This window comes from Streptomyces caelestis, from assembly GCF_014205255.1.
Lineage (GTDB): Bacteria > Actinomycetota > Actinomycetes > Streptomycetales > Streptomycetaceae > Streptomyces > Streptomyces caelestis.
Genome location: NZ_JACHNE010000001.1, coordinates 168,331 through 187,200 on the forward strand (window position 1 = coordinate 168,331; position 18,870 = coordinate 187,200).

At 74.5% G+C, this 18,870-nt stretch carries 4 protein-coding genes; all 4 read right to left on the minus strand.

What is annotated here, in order from left to right:
* Positions 1-5 precede the first annotated feature (5 nt).
* Positions 6-815: a thioesterase II family protein gene (locus tag HDA41_RS00790; protein WP_230299830.1), complete on the minus strand. Its 810-nt coding sequence runs from the start codon at positions 813-815 to the stop codon at positions 6-8.
* Positions 812-5,896, minus strand: a complete 5,085-nt coding sequence (locus HDA41_RS00795) for a type I polyketide synthase (protein WP_184979697.1) — start codon at positions 5,894-5,896, stop codon at positions 812-814. Before HDA41_RS00795 ends, HDA41_RS00790 begins: the two co-directional genes overlap by 4 nt.
* On the minus strand, positions 5,889-18,155 hold the full coding sequence (locus tag HDA41_RS00800; RefSeq protein WP_184979699.1) for a non-ribosomal peptide synthetase: 12,267 nt from the start codon (positions 18,153-18,155) through the stop codon (positions 5,889-5,891). Before HDA41_RS00800 ends, HDA41_RS00795 begins: the two co-directional genes overlap by 8 nt.
* A gap of 186 nt (positions 18,156-18,341) precedes the next feature.
* The gene (locus HDA41_RS42185; RefSeq protein WP_184979701.1) at positions 18,342-18,794 is read right to left on the minus strand and encodes a methyltransferase; all 453 of its coding nucleotides are present in this window, start codon (positions 18,792-18,794) and stop codon (positions 18,342-18,344) included.
* Positions 18,795-18,870: the final 76 nt, after the last annotated feature.

Consider the following 18,870-nt stretch of genomic DNA (forward strand, 5'->3'; position numbering starts at 1 on the left):
GCTCGTCACCCGCCGCCGGCCGTACGGATGTCCGCGACGATCCGGTCGGCCAGTGGCCGGGCGTCGGGCTGGAAGTAGAAGTGCCGGCCCGGAAAGACCCGCAGGCCGAGCCAGTGAGTGGTCCAGCGCTGCCAGCCCGACAGCAGGCCGGGGCCGACCGAGGGATCGTCGTTTCCGCCGTAGACCGCCGTCGGGACCTGAAGCGGTGGCAGGTCGAGCCGAGGCCGCCACGTCTCGGCCGCCTTGAAGTCGGTGCGGAACAGCTTCTCGAACAGCGCCCACGTCTGCGGGTCCTCCAGCAGTTCCGGGGGAGATCCGCCCATCTCCGCCAGGGCCTGGCGCAGCGCGGGGTCGGGCAGGTGGCTGCGCCGCACCACGTGCTCCGGTCCCGCGTCCGGCGGGCGGACCGCGGAGACCCCCAGCCAGCGAGGCCGCGGCCCTCCCCGGGCCTGGAGCAGGCGGGCGAGGTCGTAGGCGGCCATCCCGCCCAGACTGTGGCCGAAGATGCCGAAGGGCCGGTCCAGGAGGGGCTCGACGACGTCCGCGGCCCACCGCGCCAGCTCGTCCACCGTGCCGCAGAGCGGATGACGCAGCAGCCGGCCGTGTCCCGGCGCCTCGAGCAGGCAGATCTCCCAGTCGGTGGGAAAGTGCCTCGCCCAGTCGCGGTAGACCAGGTGGGATCCCCCGGCGTGATGGAAGAAGAACAGTCGCAGCACCGGCGAGTCGAGCGGCGCGGGCCGCACGAGGCTGTCCGCCGCGGGGGCGGGTGGGCGCGGTCCCGGCCGGTGGCGGGCGTCCAGCCCTGTATGGCTCATGGTTCCTTCCTCGTGTCCTGTCCGTTCAGCCCCCGCAGTGCGGCGTTCAGCTCGGCGCCGACGATGCGCAGCGCCTCGCCGCGCAGCACTCCCTGGTGATCGCAGGGCAGGTCGCGGTTGTCCACGGAGCCCCCCACGAGCGGCTTCCACCGGGCGGCAGGCGGCGTGGCCGACGGATCGTGGCTGTCGGTGGCGGTGAAGGTGAGCAGGTCGCCCTTCGTGGGGCTCGGCCGGTAGCCGGAGATCATCTCCGTGTTGCGTCGCAGGACGTCCACGATCCGGCCGACGTCCTGTTCGTCCAGTCCCGACAGCGCGCTGCCGGAGTCCCTCAGCCTGCTCACCACCGCCGCCGTGTCCATGGCGGGTTCGTCCGGAGCCGGCTCGACACCCGCGGCGGCGAGCAGGATCCGGTGCAGGAACCGTGCGGCCTCCTCGTGGTCGGGGACGCTCAGACCGTCATCCCCCGCGGCCGGGAAGGCGTCGAGCACCGCGAGCAGAGCCACGCGTTCCCCCGCCTGCTCCAGCTGCGCGGCGGCGGCGTGGGCGACCATGCCGCCGAACGACCAGCCAAGCAGCGCGTACGGCCCCGACGGACGCACGGCCCGGATCTCCCGCAGCAGGTCGGCGGCGGTCCGCTCGACCGAGTCCGGCATGGCGGCCGGCTCCGTCAGCCCCCGGGACTGCAGGCCGTAGACGGGGAAGCGGGCGTCGATGTCCGGGAGCAACGCCGCATAGGGCCAGGCGATCCCGGCGACGGGGTGGAAACAGAACAGGGGGATGCCGGTGTCCCCGGCCCGCAGCGGCAGCAGGACGTCGAGCATGCCCGACGGTGTGTCCCCGCGGCCGATGTGCTCGGCGAGCCCGGCCACCGTCGGGTTGCGCAGCAGGGCGGCGGCGCGGACGGTGACGCCCAGCGCCTTGCTGATCCGGTTGGCCAGTTGGACGGCGAGCAGCGAATCGCCGTGCAGATCGAAGAAGTTGTCGTGGATGCCGATGTCCTCGATGCCGAGCGCGTCCTGCCAGTGCCGCGCGATGTCGCGTTCCACGTCGGTGCGCGGCGCGGCATACGGGTGGCCGAGGGCAGGACGTGGGGCGAGGGCCGTGCCCTGCCCGCTGGCCGCCGCGGCGGTCGGCCGCACCTCGCCGGAGGCGTCACCGGGTGCGTCGTCCTCGGCGGGGCGGCGGCCGATGACCAGGGTGTGCGGCGCACACACGTCCGCCCGGCGTTCCCCCGGGAACGAGGCCGCGCTGTCGAATCCCGCCGCGGACAGCGCGTCACACCAGCGCTCGGGGCCGATGAACGGGCTCCGCTCGCGCAGGCCGTCGGTGAAGGACCACCAGCCCTCCAGCAGACCGGCGGTGAACAGGGCGATGCGCGGCGCCCCCGATGCCTCGAGCAGGAACAGGGCTCCCCCGGGGGCGAGCAGCGAGCGGACGTGGGGCAGCGCCGCCGGCACGTCCCCGACGGCGTGCAGGGCGTTGTGCGCGACGACGATGTCCCAGTGACCGGGTGCGAAGCCCTGCCCGGCGGGGTCCCGGGAGATGTCCAGGATCTCGAAGGTCGTGCCGGTGCGCTGTTCCTCCTCGGCACGCTGCCGGGCACCGAGGACGACGGCCCTGCCGGGCCCGGCGAAGCGGTGCACGGTGCCGGGGATGCCGGCCAGGGCGTCGGCCAGCTGCCAGAGCGGCCCGTTCAGGTTGCCGATCTCCAGCACGCGGGGGCCGCGCCCGTGGATCCGTCCGGCCAGCCGGGCGACCTGTTCGACCAGCAGCGAGCGGTAGGCCTCGGCGTCGCCGGCGGCGGTCCACTTGCCCAGCACGGGGCCGGCCAGGTCCTCGCCGTCGGGCCTGAGGACCCGGGCACCGGGTGTCCGGCCTCCGACCACCTCCGCGTACCGGTCGGCACAGTGGCGGATCAGCTCCAGGTCCGGCAGGAAGTCGGGGAACCGTTCGCCCACGCGGGCGCGCAGCTCCCTCAGGTGCGCCTCGGTACGCGCTTCGTCCTCCGGAGCGGCGACGAAACGCAGCCGTCCGTCGCGGATCTCCACGAGGCCGTCCTCGGCCAGGACATGCGTCAGCGCTTCGACGAACCGTCGGTACCCGCCGACGGCTGCGACGCGATGGTGCACCGCCGACAGGTCGTACTCCGCACCGGGGGCGGTGCCGATCCCCGAGCGCTGCAGGAAGCGGACCGCCTCAAGCGTGCAGAACCGCTCCACAAGGCCGCGGGCGGCGTCCGGCAGCGGCGCCGGGGGCAGCCGGTCACGCCAGCGACTCTCGGCCGCCCGGACCTCGTCGGCCTCGACGGTGACGTCGAAGGGCAGGCCGGCGCTCTCCGGCGCGGCCACGGGACCGGGCCGGGACGGCTGGGTGACGACCCGTTCGACCCAGTGCCGGGTGCGCTCGAAGGGATAGCCGGGCAGCGGGACGCGCCGCGCTTCCCCGCGGGGTGGGGGCGGCACCGGGACGCCGGCCGCCCACAACCCGCCGAGCCCGTCGAGGAACTCTGTCACGTCGGAGGCCGTGCTCTTGGCGTGCCGCATCATCGGCACCACGGTCGTCTCCTGGCCGAGGTGGGCGCGCACATGGCGGGCCAGACCACGACCGGGACCGACCTCGGCGAACGCCGTGTACCCGGAGCGCGCCAGTTCGCCCAGTCCCTCCGCGAAACGCACGGTGCGGCGCATGTGCCGCACCCAGTAGCCGGGGTCGGTGGCCTGCTCCGCCGTCATCCAGGTACCGGTGACATTGGAGACGACGGGCACCTTCGGTGGCCGCAGGGAGACCGTTTCGACGACCGCCGCGAACTCGGGCAGCACCGACTCCAGCAGGCGCGAGTGCGGGGCTATGGTCAGCCGCACCCGGGAGAACTCGACGCCGTCGGCCTCCAGGCGCCGTTCCAGGTCGGCGACCGCCGCCTCGGTGCCGGAGACCGTGCAGGAGCTTTGCGAGTTGACCGTGGCCAGATCGACCTCGCCGCCCTCCAGATAGGGCAGCAGGTCCTGCTCGGGCAGCCACACGCCGAGGGTGGCACCGCGGATCCGGCGGGTCAGCCGGTCCCGTACGTCGACCAGCATCAGGGCGTCCTCGAAGGACATCACACCGGCCAGGCAGGCGGCCGTGTACTCGCCGAGGGAGTGGCCGAGCAGTGCCGCGGGGGTGACGCCATGGGAGGCCATCAGGCGCGCGAGGGCGTACTCGACGGCCACCAGGGAGGCGAACTGCGCCGGTTCAGCGGGCTCGGGCCCTCCGTAGAGGGCGTCGGTCAGCCGGTGACCGAGGACCGGGAGCATCACCTCCGAGGCCCTGTCCATCTCGGCGCGGAACACCGGCTCGGTGCGGTACAGACCCGCTCCCATGTCCGGGTACTGGGCACCGCCACCGGGCAGCAGGAACACGGCTCCCGGTGCCTGCCCCGCTCGGGTGACGGGACCGCCGGCGGACCGGCGCAGCAGGTCGGCGGCCTCCGCCACGCTGTGGCAGATCAGCGTGCGACGGTGGTCGAACTCCCGGCGGCCGGCCGCCAGGGTGAAGGCGACGTCGTCCGGGCGGAGGTCCGTGCCGCGGGTGCTCAGATGGTCGGACAGCCGCGTGCACAGGGTGTCGAGCTGGTCCGGTGTCCGGGCGGACAGCCGCAGCAGGCGCGCCCGGCCGTCGGGCGCGTCCCGCTCCGCGTCGTCCCGTACGGTGTCCGTCCGCGCACCGCCCGGGGCGGGTGCCGGCGGGACCGGAGGTTCCTCGACGACTGCATGCGCGTTGGTGCCGCCGACCCCGAACGAGCTGACCCCCGCACGCCGGGGAACTCCCGCGTCCGGCCGCCACGGTTCGGCCTCGCCGCTGACGCGGAACGGGGTGGCCGCGAAGTCGATGGCCGGATTCGGGCGGCGGTAGCCCACGGTGGGGGGCAGCACGCCGTGCCGCATCGCCAGCAGCACCTTGATCAGGCCGGTGACGCCTGCCGCGGCGTCGGTGTGCCCCACGTTGGGCTTCACCGATCCGAGCAGGCAGAATCCCGTCCGGTCGGTGCTCTGCCGGAACGCCCGCCTCAGCGCCTCGACCTCGATGGGGTCGCCCACCGGGGTACCGGTGCCGTGGGCCTCGACGTAGCTGATGGTCTCGGCGGGGACCTCGGCCGCCATCAGGGCGTCCAGGATCGCCTCCGTCTGCCCTTCGGGGCTGGGGGCGGTGAAGCCCGGCTTGCGCCGTCCGTCGTTGTTGATCGCCGAGCCTTTGATCACCCCCCAGATGTGATCCCCGTCGGCGAGGGCGTCCTCCAGCCTGCGCAGCGCCACGGCGGCGACGCCGTCGCCACGCACGGTGCCACGAGCCTCGGCATCGAACGCGCGGGTCCTGCCGTCCGGCGACAGGACGCCCTGCTCGACGTGGCGGTAGCCGCGCACGGCCGACGGATTGAGCGCCGCGCCCCCCGCCAGAGCCGTGTCGCACCGGTAGTTCAGCAGGTCCTGGCAGGCCACATGAACCGCGACGAGCGAGGTCGAGCAGGCCGTCTGCACGGTCATGCTGGGCCCGGTGAGGTCCAGTTCGTACGACACCCGGGTGGCCAGGGAGTCCGCCAGGTTGCCGGCCTTGGCGTTCAGCAGTGCCAGGGAGCCCGGCTCGTTCGCGTACCGGGGCTGGATGTGACTGAGGAAGTACTCGCTCTGGGAGCATCCGGCGTACACGCCGACCTGACCGCCGAAGCGGGCCGGGTCGTACCCGGCGTGCTCCATGGCGTGGTGACAGACCTCCAGGAACAGGCGCTGCTGGGGGTCGAGCTGCCTGGCTTCCGCGGGGCTGTAGCCGAAGAACCCGGCGTCGAACAACTCGATGCCCTCGACGCCGGCGGCCATCCTGACCAGTGAGGGGTCCTGGAGGTCGGCGGGACTGCCGCCGGCCGCCAGGAACGCCTCGTCGGGCACGGGCGTGACCGACTCGTGCCCGGCCAGCAGGTTCCGCCAGAACTGCTCGATGTCCTCGGCGTGCGCCCACCGGCCGGCCATGCCCACCACGGCGATGCCGAGTTCCTCGCCACCGGTGTCGTCGGGGAGATCCGCGCCGGCCGCGTTCCTGTCCTCAGCCATCACGGTGTGCCTTCCTCTGTGCTGCGGCCCGGTTGCGGGCGCGTGCCTGCTTCTGGCGGACGGCACGCTGCGCGCCCGCCGCGGGGTCGCCGCGGTCACCGGCCGCCGGTTCGCCCGCCGAGGCGAGGTGGCGGGCCATCGCCGCGGGGGCCGGATGGCTGAACACGTCGGCCAGCGACACGTCGTGTCCCAGCCGTCGCTGAATCAGCGAGCGGAGGTTGACCAGCAGGATCGAGTGGCCTCCGAGGTCGAAGAAGCTGTCGTCGGGGCCGACCTGTTCACGCCCCAGCGTCTCCGCCCAGATCGCGGTCAGAGCGGGCAGCAACTCGTCGGCCCGGCCGCCGGCGGGGGCGTCCTGCGCCGGCGCCGCCTCCCCCACGCGCACCGCGCACGTCGTGGGTGTGCCGAAGGGGTCGGGCAGCGCGGCCTCCGCGACGGCGGGGACGGGGTGCCCGGCCCTGGTGGTCACGGTGGCGGCCAGCCGTTCCAGCGGCAGCGCCGGGCCGGGCAGGTGGGCCCGCACCCAGGGCGCCGCGGGGTCGGGGCCGATCAGCAGGTGCGGTGTGTCGTGCCGGAGCGCCGCGTCCAGGCCGGCCAGCGCCTGCCGGGGCGGCAGCACCCGGTAGCCGCGCGCCTCGGTCAGCTCGCGCAGCGCGTAGCCGCGGCTCATGCCGGTCTCCTCCCACATGCTCCAGGCGAGGCTGTGGCCGCGCAGGCCCATGCGGCGCTGGTGCACGGCGAGGGCGTCGAGCCAGGCGTTGGCCGCGGCGTAGAGGCCGGTCCGCGCCCCGCCGAAGTAGCCGTTGATGGAGGAGAACGACACGAACAGCATGCCGCGGCGGTGGCCGAGGGCCTCGGTCAGGTGGCGGGCGCCGGCCACCTTGGCCTGCCACACCGCCTGCCGCTGCTCCGGCGTCGCCTCGGTGACCGGCCCGTCGGCCAGGTGCCCGGCCAGGTGCCACACGGCGTCGGGCTCGCCGGCCTCGGCGAGCAGCCGCCGTACCTCCTCGGCGTCGGCGATGTCGGCCGCCAGGTAGCGCACGTCACCCAGTGCCCGCAGCTCCGCCAGGACGTCGCGCCGGAGGTGCCGCTCCGCCGGGGTACGGCCCACCAGGGTCAGCCGGGCACCGTACCGGGTGAGCAGGTGACGGGCGAGTTCGACGCCGGTCCCGCCCAGGCCGCCGGTGACGAGGTGGTGGCCGCCCGGCTCGATCACCGCTGCGGAGGGCCGCGATGCGGCGGACTCGGGCGGCAGTTCGGCGAGCCGGGACACCCAGCGCCGGTCGCCGTCCAGGGCCACGTGGGCCTCCGCGCCCGGCGCCAGCTCGGCGAACAGCCGCTCCGCGAGCCGGGCCGGCCCGGCGTCTGCCGTGCGCACCTCGATCCACCGTGCGGCCAGTCCCGGCTGTTCCTGCGCGGCGCTCATCAGCAGCGCCACACAGGCGGCGTGGTCGGGACGGGGGCGGGGGCCGGTGCGGGCGGCGACGGTGAGTGCGGTGGTGCGCGGCGCGCCGTCGATGCCGGAGAGCGCGGTGATCAGGTCGAGCAGGCCGCCGAGCGGGTCGGCCGCGTCGGGGACGTCCGCCGCGGGGGCGTCGTCGTCGAGCCGGGTCAGATCGATCACCCGGTCGGGGGGTGCGGGCAGGGCCCGCAGTCCTTCGAGGGGACTGCCGTCGGCCGCGCCGTCGAGGACGGTGCCGCGGCCGCCGTGGCGGCGGATCAGCTCGGCCAGCTCCTCGGCCGTCCGCCGGTCCCGCCCGGCCAGCACGGCCACCTCCGCACCCGCCACGACCGGCTGGGCCGGCGCGGGGCGGGCCGGGTGCCAGACCGGGTGGAGCAGGGCGGGCGCGGCGTCCGGGCCCGTCTCGGGCCGCGGGGGCAGCGGTACCGGGGCGACGGTGACGGTCGCGGACTCCACCGCCGGGACGGCGAGCAGCCGGTCACGCCACGCGGTGATCAGGCTGCCGTCGAGGACGGGCAGCCGGTCCAGCGCCTCGGCGTCCACCGTGCCGTCCGGGGTGCGGGGCAGGGCGGTGACAAGCACCACGAGCGGCGGCGCCGGCAGCGCGGGCAGCGCCCGGTGGGCGGCCTCGGCCAGTCGAGAGGCCGTCAGGGGTCGTTCGGGCACGGCGTGCACGACCGGGCGCAGTCGCCCGTCGGCGTCCCGGCGCCGGGCCACGGCACACTCACGGACCCCGGGCACCGCGAGGACGGCGGCGGTGAGGGCGGCGTCGTCGGGCCCGGGGCCCTCCCCGCCTGCCGGTGCGGGCTCCGCGGCGGCCAGCTCGGACAGCCGCCGGGAAGGATCGCCGGCTGCGTCCCGGAGCACCCGGCCCACCAGGTCGGCCAGCTCCTCGGCGGTGCCGGAGTCGAACAGGTCGACGCTGTATTCCACGTTCAGGTCCAGACCGTCCGGCGTGCCGTCGGCATCGCGGTGTTCCGAGAAGTTGAACACGAGGTCGAACTTGGCCGCGTCCAGGTGCAGCCGCTCGATCCGGGCCCGCGTGCCCGCCAGTTCGACCTCCTGCGCGGCGGCGTCCTCGAAGGTCAGGGAGATCTGGAACAAGGGGTGGCGAGCCAGGTGGCGAGGCGGGTTGAGGCGTTCCACCAGGTGGTCGAACGGCAGGTCCTGGTGGGCGTGGGCGGCCTTGGTGGTGTCTCGTACACGGTTCAGCAGCTCCGCGAAGGCAAGGTCACCGGAGGTTCGGGTACGCAGCACCTGGGTGTTGACGAAGAAGCCGACCAGTGGGGACAGCGCGGGGTCGGACCGGCCGGCCAGCACCGTGCCGACGGGGATGTCCCCGCCTGCTCCGGACCGGGTGAGCGCGGCGGCCAGCGCCGCCTGCACCACCATGAAGAGGGTGGCCTCGTGGTTCCGGGCCAGCTCCGTCAGCCGTCGGTGCAGGGCCCCGTCGAGGCGGCGGTGGATCAGGCGGCCCTGTCGGCTGGGCGTGTCCGGGCGGGGACGGTCGTAGGGCAGGTCGAGCTCGTCCGGCAGGCCGGCGAGCTGCTCCGCCCAGTAGGCGAACTGCTGCGCGGCGGTGCTGTCCGGGTCGTCGGGGTCGCCCAGCAGCCGGCGCTGCCACAGGGCGTAGTCGCCGTACTGCACCGGCAGGTCGTCCCACTGCGGGGCACAGCCCTCGGCGCGGGCCCGGTACGCCGCGGACAGATCCGCGGCCAGCGGCGCCAGGGACCAGCCGTCCGCGGCGATGTGATGCAGCACCAGCAGCAGGACGCAGCTGCCGTCCGGCAACTGGAAGAGGTGGGCGCGCAGCGGCAGGTCGCTCTCCAGTTGGAAGCCCATCCGGGCAGCCGAGCGCAGCTGGTCCTGAAGCAGCCGTGGCGGCGTCTGCGCGACGAACAGGTCGGCTTCGGCCTCGGCGGCGTTCAGCACCTCCTGGACGGGGGCGCCGTCGCGCTCCGGGAACCGGGTGCGCAACGCCTCGTGGCGGGCGACGACGTCGGACAGGGCGCTGCGCAGGACGTCGCTGTCCACCGGTCCGGGGAACCGCAGGACGACCGGGATGTTGTAGGTCGGGCTGGGGCCTTCCAGCCGGTCGATGAACCACAGGCGGGTCTGGGCCGGGGACAGCGGCATGGGGTCGGGGCGCTGCTCGCGCACCAGGGGCGGGCGGGGCCGGCCGGCGGCGGCACACTCCGCCAGCTCGGCCAGGGTGGGGGCGGCGAACAGGTCGGCGACGCTCAGCTCCAGGCCCTCGGCGGCGCGGATCCGGCCGACCAGGCGGGCGGCGAGCAGCGAGTGACCGCCCAGGGCGAAGAAGTTGTCGTTCCTGCCGATCCGTTCGACGCCCAGCAGCTCGCACCACACCCGGGCGAGCGCCTGTTCGAGCGGTGTGGCCGGCTCACCCCCGTCGGGTTCCGTCGCGTCCGGGCCGCCGGCGGCCCGCCCGCCGCTCCGGGCCGGCAGCACGTCGACCTGCCGGACGGCGCACGGCACGGGGGTGCCGAAGCGGTCGGGCTCGGTGGCTGCCGTGGGTTCCCCCGGGTCCTTGCCGGTGACGTGCGCTTCGAGCATCCGCAGGGTTTCGGTCGGGGTGTCGAGATGGCTGCGCACCCACGGCGCGCCGGGGTCCAGCCCGATCAGGACGTGGCCGGGGTCGTGCCGCAGAGCGACGGTGAGGGACCGCATCCCGTCCTGTCGGCCGATCAGGCGGAAGCCGCGGGCCCGGGTCAGGTCCTTCAGGGCGTACCCGCGGCTGGCGCCGATCTCGTCCCACATGCTCCAGGCGACGCTGTACGCGCGCAGCCCCAGGGAGCGCTGCTGAGCGGCGAGCGCGTCGACGCAGGCGTTGGCGGCCGCGTAGGCCGCGGCGAACGCGCCGCCGAAGTGGCCGTTGACGGAGGAGAAGGAGACGAACAGGGTGCCCGGCCGGTCGCGGAGGAGATCGGTGAGCACGGCCGCGCCCGTGGTCTTGGCCGCCAGGACGGCCTGCCAGTGCTGCCCGTCGCCGTCGGTCAGGGGCCGTTCGGCGAAGTGCCCCGCCAGGTGCAGCACTCCGTCGACGCGCCCGGCGGCGCTCTCGGCGTCGGCGAGGGCGCGGCGGACCGCGTCGGGGTCGGCCAGGTCGGCGCCGACGTACCGCACGTCGCCCAGAGCGCGCAGTTCGGCGAGGGCCTCTGCCCGGCCGGACGTGCTCTGAAGCGGGCCGCGGCCGATCAGGGTGAGCCGGGCTCGGTGGTCGGTGAGCAGCGTGCGGGCGACCTCCACGCCGAGGCCGCCGAGGCCACCGGTGATCAGGTAGTGCCCTCCCTCGCGGAACGGGGGGACGCCGTAGCCGTCCGGACGCGGCGTGGGCAGTGCCGTGAGCCGGTTCACCCAGCGGGTGCCGTCGCGCAGGGCGACCACCGGCTCGCTCGGCGGGGTGACGATCTCGTCGTGGACGGCCGCGGCGGCGAGGTCCGGCCGCTGGGCGGCATCGGCGCCGTCCAGGTCCGTCCACCGCCCGTCCAGCCAGGGCAGTTCCTGCAGTGCGCTCTTGAGTACGGCCACGGCGGCGGCCCGTGCGGGGTGCACCGGCTCGTCCGGCCGGACCTGGCAGCCGGCGACGGCGACGACGTCGAGGGTGATGCGCCGCTCGTCGCCGGCCAGCGCGGCCATGGCGCCGATCAGGGCGGCCATGCGCCGCGCGTCGGCCCGGAGCCGGCCCGGATCGCGGGAGTCCGGCTCGGCCGGCCCGGCCATGGTGAGATCGACGACCCGGTTCACGGGTCCTTCGAAGGCCGGGGTGAGTGCCGTCGTCCACGCCTGGGGCGTCAGGGCGCCGGACGCCGGGGGCGTGACGACGGAGCTGGTCCCGCCGGATGCGGCGATCCGCCGGGCGAGCGGTTCCAGGAGCGGGCAGCCGGGTTCGGCGACGAGGAGGACCTGTCCGGCGGCGGCCCGGGGGTCCGTGCCGTGGACGCGCTCGGCGCGCAGCCACACGGGCCGGTGGAACCAGTCGGGGACGGTTCGCTCGTTGCCGAGCAGGACGTCGGTGTCCCGGAGCACGTCGGCGTACAGGCCGTCCTCGAATCGCTTGCGCAGCAGCGCGCGCTGGATCTTGCCGATCTCCGTCTTCGGGATGTCCTCCCGGCACACGGGCAGCACGTGGGCCGGGGTGACCCCGAACTCCCGTGTCACCCGTCCCGTGATCGCGGCGACCAGCCCGCGCCGGTCGCTGCCCGGGGCGGGCACACAGAACACGGCCAGCTCGTCGGTGGTCGCGTCGGCCGATCCGCGTACGGCGACGGCGGCGGTGAACGAGCGCTCCACGCCGTCGATCTCCTCGACGGCGCCCTCGACGGCCTGGCTGGGGTGGTTCACCCCGTTGACGATGATGACGTCCTTGGCGCGACCGGTGAGCGTCACGGCGCCGTCGCGCAGGAAGGCGAGGTCTCCGGTGTCGAACCAGCCGTCGGCGGTGAACGCCTCGGCGTTGTGCTCCGGCGCCCGGTGGTAGCCGTCCGTCACCATCGGACCGCGCACCTGCATACGGCCGGTCTCACCCTCCGGCAGGGCCTCTCCGGAGTCCGCCACGATGCGGATGGCGAAGCCGGGGTACGGCCGTCCGCAGCTGACGTGGGGATCGTCGTCGCTGCTGCCGTCCAGGGTCAGCACCGCGTCGGTCTCTCCGGAACTGGTCTCGGACATGCCCCACACCGGGTGCATCGCGGTCGCGGGCAGGCCGAAGGGCCGCAGCTCGGACAGGAACCGGCGGGCCACGCGGGCCGCGAGGCCCTCTCCGCCGTTGAGCGCCAGCCGCAGGCAGGACAGGTCCCAGTCGTGGTCCGGGGCGGCGGCCAGCCTGTCCGCGACCAGCCCGTAGGCGAAGTTGGGTGCCCAGGTGCTGGCGGCCCGGTGGCGGTCGATCGCGTCCAGCCAGCGCAGCGGTTCCTCGAGGACCCAGGCGGTGGGGGCCAGTACCTGGCGGGCGCCGAGCACGACGTCGCGCAGGTGGAACATCACCACTCCACCGACGTGGTCGAGGGGCATCCAGTTGAACGAGACGTCGTCCGCGGTCAGTCCGTGCTGCTGAACGGCGGCGGCGACGTGGGCCAGCAGGTTGCGGTGACGCTGCTCGACCGCCTTCGGTTTGCCCGTGCTGCCCGAGGTGAGCAGGAGCAGGGCCAGGTCGTCCGGATCGGCGGGGTGCCAGTCACGGTCCCGCGGGCCGGTCAGCAGGTCGTCGACGGCCGCGACCTGGGGCTCGGGCCCGCCGTTCTGCTCCGCCAGGAGCGTCCGGATGGCGTCCCGGGCCGAGGCGGGGGCGAGCACGCACGGCCCGTCCAGCATGGTCCAGGCGTCCACCAGGCGGGTCACCTGCGCCCCGCCGTGCGCGTAGCCGGCCGGCGGGGCCGCCAGCGGCACCGGCACCATGCCGCCGAGCGCGCAGGCCCAGAAACCGACGACGAAGTCCCGGGTGTCCGGGAGCTGGAACAGCACCTTGTCACCGGCCCGCAGCCCGGCCTGCCGCAGGCCGTGCAGGACCCGGGAGGCGTCCTCGGCCAGCTCGGCGTAGGACTGCCGCTCCTCGCTGCCGTCCGGCCGGATGTGCACCACCTCGCCGTGACCGGCCTCGGCGGCCGCCAGCGCGTCGGCCAGGGTGCGCTGCGGCAGGAGCCGCAGGGCCGGACCCTCGCTGATCGACAGGGGGGTCTGCCGGTCCGGGTTCACGCCCTCCGTGCCAGGGGTGGGCTCGGGAGCGGTCCGGGACGGGGTGAGCAGGTCTCCGATGTGGAGGCGGCCCGGAGCGGGCGGCACCCGGTCCCGTACGGCGACGGCCGCGCCGGTCACGTCCGGGTCCGCCGTCAGCCGCCGCTCCCAGGCGCGGGCCACGCCCTCGTCCAGGACCGGCAGCGCGAGCAGTGCCTCGGTGTCGACCGCACCCTGCGCGGTGCGCGGCACCGCCGTCACCGGCACGACCCGCAGGGGCGGTGCCGTGGGCGGCAGGGCGGCCCGGCCGGCCACGGCCAGCGCGGCCGGGTCCACGGGAGCCTCCGGCACCACGTAGGCCACCGGTTCGGGCACCCCGGTGGCCGAGGTGCGCAGCGACACCAGGCATTCGCGTACGCCGTCCTGGGCGAGCAGGGCACGTTCGCAGCCCGGCAGGCTGTCCTGGAGGTGCTGCCGGGTTTCGCCGTCCGGCAGGAGCTGTGACAGCGGACGGTCGGAAGCGGCGACCGCACGCGCCAGGACCGCCCGCAGCCGCTCGACGAGTGCCTCGACGGTGGCACGTTCGAACAACTCGGTGCTGTACTCGACGGACCCCGCCACGCCGGCGGGCTCCCCCGCCTCGCCACGCCGCTCGGCCAGCGAGAGCGTCAGGTCGAAGCGGGAGACGCCGACGTCGGTCGGCTCCAGACGCAGCGTGGAGCCCTCCATCTCCAGCGTGGCGTCTCCGGCGTTCTGCAGGACCAGCATGACCTGGAACAGCGGGTGGCGGCCCGCCACGCGGGGCGGCGCCAGCCGGTCGACCAGCCAGTCGAACGGAAGGTCCTGATGGGCCTGGGCGGCCAGGTTGTCCTTGCGTACCCGTTCGAGCAGCTCCTCGAAGGACGGGTCGCCGGAGGTGTCGGTGCGCAGCACGAGCGTGTTGCTGAAGAAGCCCACGAGGTGGTCCAGCGCGGCATCGTGCCGCCCGGCCACGGCGGTGCCCAGCGGGATGTCCGGTCCGGCGCCGGACCGGGCCAGGGTGGCGGCCAGCGCCGCCTGAAGGACCATGAAGACCGTGGTCCGGTGGGCGCCGGCCAGTTCGCTCAGCTTGCGGTGCAGGTCGGCGTCGAGGCCGACCGGCACGGCGTCGCCCGCGTACTGGTGGGTGCGGGTGCGCAGACGGTCGTACGGCAGATCGAGCTGCTCGGGCGCGGCGGCCAGTGTCCGCTGCCAGTAGGCGAGCTGACGGCCCGCTCGGCTGTCCGCGTCCGCCGGATCGCCGAGGAGTTCGCGCTGCCAGAGCGTGTAGTCGGCGTATTGGACCGGCAGCGGCTGCCAGTCCGGCACGCGTCCCTCGGCCCGCGCGGTGTACGCCTCGGCCAGATCCTGCGCCAGCGGCACCAGGGACCAGCCGTCCCCGGCGATGTGGTGCAGCACCAGGAGCAGCGCGGTGGTGGAGTCGTCGGCCCGGAACAGATGGGCGCGCAGCGGGATCTGAGCGCTCAGGTCGAAGCCCTGCCGGGCGGCCGAGCGCACGCGGGAGGCCAGGTCCGTGGCCGCCACGTCGGCGACCTCCAGCACGGGCCGGGCCTGAGGACTGTCAGGGTCCAGTACCACCTGCCGGGGGTCCCCCTCGACATCCGGGAAGACAGTGCGCAACGCCTCGTGCCGGGTGCAGACGTCGGCGAGCGCGGCCCGCAGGGTGTCGGCGTCGGGCGCGGTCCGCAGGGACAGCACGAGGGGGATGTGGTAGGTGGGGCTGGGGCCCTCCAGGCGGTTGAGGAACCAGATGCGGGCCTGGGCCGGGGACAGCGGCACGTGCTCCGGCCGGACCGCGGGCACCAGCGGCGGACGGGCGGCACCGGCGTCGCCCTGCGCCGTGGCGTCCGCCGCGTGTTCGGCGAGCAGGGCGGCCAGCGCGCCCGGAGACGCGGCCTCGAAGATGGCGGCCATGCCGATCTCCGCGTCGAAGGCGGCGCGGATACGTGTCTGCAACCGGGTGGCGAGCACGGAGTGCCCGCCGAGGTCGAAGAAGTCGTCGTCGGGGCCGACGGCTCCCGCGGACAGCCCCAGCACCTGCTCGAACAGCTCGCACAGCCGCTTCTCGGACTCGCCGGCCGGCCCCCGTCCGGCACCGGCGGTCCCGGCGAAGTCCGGCGCGGGCAGGGCCGCGACGTCGAGCTTGCCGTTAGGGGTGAGCGGCAGCCGGTCCACGACGACGCAGGCGCTGGGCACCATGTGCTCGGGCAGCCGCCGGGCCAGGTGGCCGCGCAGTTCGGCGGCGTCCGGCCGGTGCCCGGGCTCGGGGACGGCATAGGCGACGAGTATCCGGTCCTCGACTTCCGCCCGTTCGCGGACGACGACGGCGGCCTGTGTGACACCGGGGTGATCCGCCAGGACCACCTCGATCTCACCGGGTTCGATGCGGAAGCCGCGGATCTTCACCTGGTGGTCGCGGCGTCCGACGAACTCCAGCGTTCCGTCGGCGAGTCGGCGTGCGAGGTCACCGCTGCGGTACATCAGCTCGCCCGGCCGGCCGAACGGGTCGTCGACGAACCGCTCCGCGGTCAGGTCCGGGCGGCCCAGGTAGCCCTGTGCCAGACCCTGCCCGGCCACGTGGATCTCGCCGACCCAGCCGGGCGGCGCGTGCTGCCCGCAGTGGTCGAGTACGTACACACGCAGGTGCGGCAGCGCGGTGCCGATGGCGCTGCGCCCCCGGTCGGCGGTCACCATCTCACGGGTGACCCGTTGGTAGGTGGAATGCACGGTCGTCTCGGTGATGCCGTACATGTTGACCAGCACCGGTGCCTCGTCGCCGTAGCGTTCCACCCAGGGCCTCAGCTGGGCGAAGTTCAGCGCCTCACCGGCGAAGACGATGTAGCGCAGGGCGAACGGATCGTGATCGTGCCCGTCGCGGTGCGCCTCCCTGTCGGCCTCGACGAGCTGGCGGAAGGCGGAGGGAGTCTGGTTCAGGACGGTCACGCGTTCCCGGCGCAGCAGGTCCAGGAACTCCCCCGGCGAGCGGGTGACCGTGTGCGGGACGACGACGAGCCGGCCGCCGTGGAGCAGCGCCCCCCACATCTCCCAGACCGAGACGTCGAAGGCGTACGAGTGGAACAACGGCCACACGTCGTCGCCGGTGAAGGTGAAGTGCGCCGAGGCGCCCCTGAACAGGCTGATGACGTTGGAGTGCGGGATCGCCACTCCCTTGGGACGGCCGGTGGAGCCAGAGGTGTAGATGATGTAGGCGATGTCCTCGGGAGCGAGCGGCGCGGGGCGGTCGGCGTCGGTGAGGTCGACGTCAGAGCATGCGGCGAGCTCCTGGTCGGTGCCCGGATCGCCGAGGACGACGACGGGGGCGCCGACGTCCGGGAGTTCCGGTGCCGTGTGGGCGTCCGTCACCAGCAGGGCGGGCGAGGCGTCCTCGGCGACCAGGCGGATGCGTTCGGCCGGGTAACCGGGGTCCAACGGCAGGTAGGCGGCACCCGACTTGAGCACGGCGAGGATGCCGACGATCAGTTCCGGGGAACGGTGGAGCGCCAGGGCCACGATCCGGCCGGGCCCGGCCCCGCGTCCGACGAGGAGCCGGGCCAGCCGGTTGGCGCGTGCGTTGAGCTCCGCATAGCCGATCGACGTGCCCTCGTGTGTGACGGCCACCGCCTGTGGTGTGCGCGCGGCCTGGGCCTCGAACAGCTGGGGCAGGGTGGTGCCGGGCGCGGCGGGCATGTGCTCGGCGGGTGTGTGCGCCGGCTCCTCGCCGGACCGCAGCAGGGTGGTCCGGGCCAGGCTCATGTCGGCTTCGGCATCGGCGAGCTGACCGAGCAGGAGGAGGAACCGCTCCTGGTGCTCGGCCAGCTGGTCCTGCGTGTACAACGCGGGGTTGGCGTCGAAGGCGAGGAGCAGCCCGGCTCCGCCGGGACCCGGCCGGACGGTGATCGACAGGTCCTCGACGGCACCGCCCGACAGGTGGTGCGGTGTGGTGGCGAAGTCGCCGAAGCGCACGTCGTGGTGGAAGAACACCAGGTTGACCAGTGGCCCGTACAGCCGCCGGGTGCCGCCCAGGAGCTTCAGGTCGCGGCGCAGGTCCTCACCGCGGTACTGCTGGTGGGCACGGACGGCGCGCAGGTCGGCGGCGACCGACCGGACCAGCTCGCCGACCGGGGTGTCCCGCTGTACGTCCAGCCGCAGCGGCAGGTTGTTCGAGGTCGTTCCGGGCGTGCGCAGCGGGGCGGTACCGAGCCGGCTCAGGGTGGTCAGTCCGAGGACGACGTCCGGGGCACCGGTGACCCGGTGGACGTAGGCGCCGACGGCGGCGAGGAAGAGTTCCGTCCGTCCCACGCCCAGGCGGGCGGCGGCCGCCGAGAGGCGTTCGGCCTCGGCGGCGGACAGGGTGGTGGCGCAGCGCAGATGGGAGGCGGAGGGCTGTGCGGTGCCCTCGGTCAGGCCGACGGCCTCGGGGGCGTCGGCGAAGCGCTCCGTCCAGTAGGCGCGGTCACGCTCGAAGCGCTGCCCGGCTCGGTAGGAGGTCTCCTCGTCGAGGAGCGTGTGCACCGGGGGGAACGAGCCCGCCGTGTCGTGGCCCTTGGCGAGCGCGGTGTAGACCTCGGCCACTTGGCGGAAGACCAGCAGATAGCTGTAGCCGTCGAGCAGGATGTGATGGGCCCGCTGGTACCAGAACCAGCGGTCGTCCGCCGCCTTGAAGAGTGCCTGGGTGAACAGTGGGCCCTCGGTGAGGTCGGCCGGGGTCGCGAGGTCGGAGCGGATCCATTCCTCCGCCGCCGCCTGCGGGTCGGGCTCGGCACTGACGTCCAGCAGGTGCGGCTTGCAGTCGACGGCGGGCGAGACACGGCAGCGGGGCCCGTCGCCGGTCTCGACGAAGCGCAGGCGGAACGTCTCCGCCTCGGCGATCACGCGCCGCAGCGCCGTCTCGAACAACTCGGGGTCCAGCGGGCCGTGGATCTCCAGGTACTCGCCCGTGTTGTAGGCGGGGTTTCCCGGGTCGAGCTGTTGGCCGTACCAGATGCCCCGCTGCGCCCTGGTCAGGTCCAGCAGTCCGGCCGTGTCCGCGGTGGGGAGGGCTTCGGGTCCGTTCGCGTCAGGGAGCACGATGCATGGTCCTCATGTTCAAGGATGGTTGGCGGTTGGTTGACGAGACGAATGGCCGAGGCCCTGTGCTGCCGCCCCGGTCCGGGCCCTGCCCTGGCCGGCTGAGTACCGGTCCCAGCCGTCCGGCCGGGCCGCGAAGGAAAGGCGCGTGCCTTCGGCATGCCGTGCCGGTACGCCCTGTAGGGGTCACTCCCGCATGGCTTCGACGAGGGTGCGGTCGCCGCCGGTGGCAATGCGGGCCGGCTTGGGTCGCGCGTCGGCGAGGAGGTCGGTGAACTGGTCGGTGGTGCGCTGCCGGCCGCCGTGGACGGCTGGCCCGTACAGGTCCGTCAGCGAGACCAGGGGGGTCGGCCGGGGCCGGTCCGGCACCACCGTCCCGGCCAGGAGCACACGGCCCTCTTCGCCCGGGATCTCGCGGCAGTTGGCGAGGAAGCGCCGGGACATCTCGTCGTCCCGGTCGTGGATGACGTCGGCCAGGGCGTGGGCGTCACCGCCGGGCGGCACCGAGCCGAAGAAGTCGCCGCCCACCCGGCTGTCGCCCTCGCCGGCCCCGGCGTCGCGCAGCGGCCCGTCCGTGTCGGCCATGACCTCGGAGCGGTCGTAGCGGACTCCCTGAGTGTCCGGGAAGACGGCCGGCACGGCGCGAGCGGTGCCCCGCGGCCACCGCCCACGTCCGCCGCGGCGCGGACGGAGCCGAGGTCGCAGGGCTTGGTGA

Excerpts from the sequence above, each read along its gene's own strand:
- HDA41_RS00795 (WP_184979697.1), bottom strand. The coding sequence starts at position 5,896 with ATGGCTGAGGACAGGAACGCGGCCGGCGCGGATCTCCCCGACGACACC.
- HDA41_RS00790 (WP_230299830.1), bottom strand. The coding sequence starts at position 815 with ATGAGCCATACAGGGCTGGACGCCCGCCACCGGCCGGGACCGCGCCCA.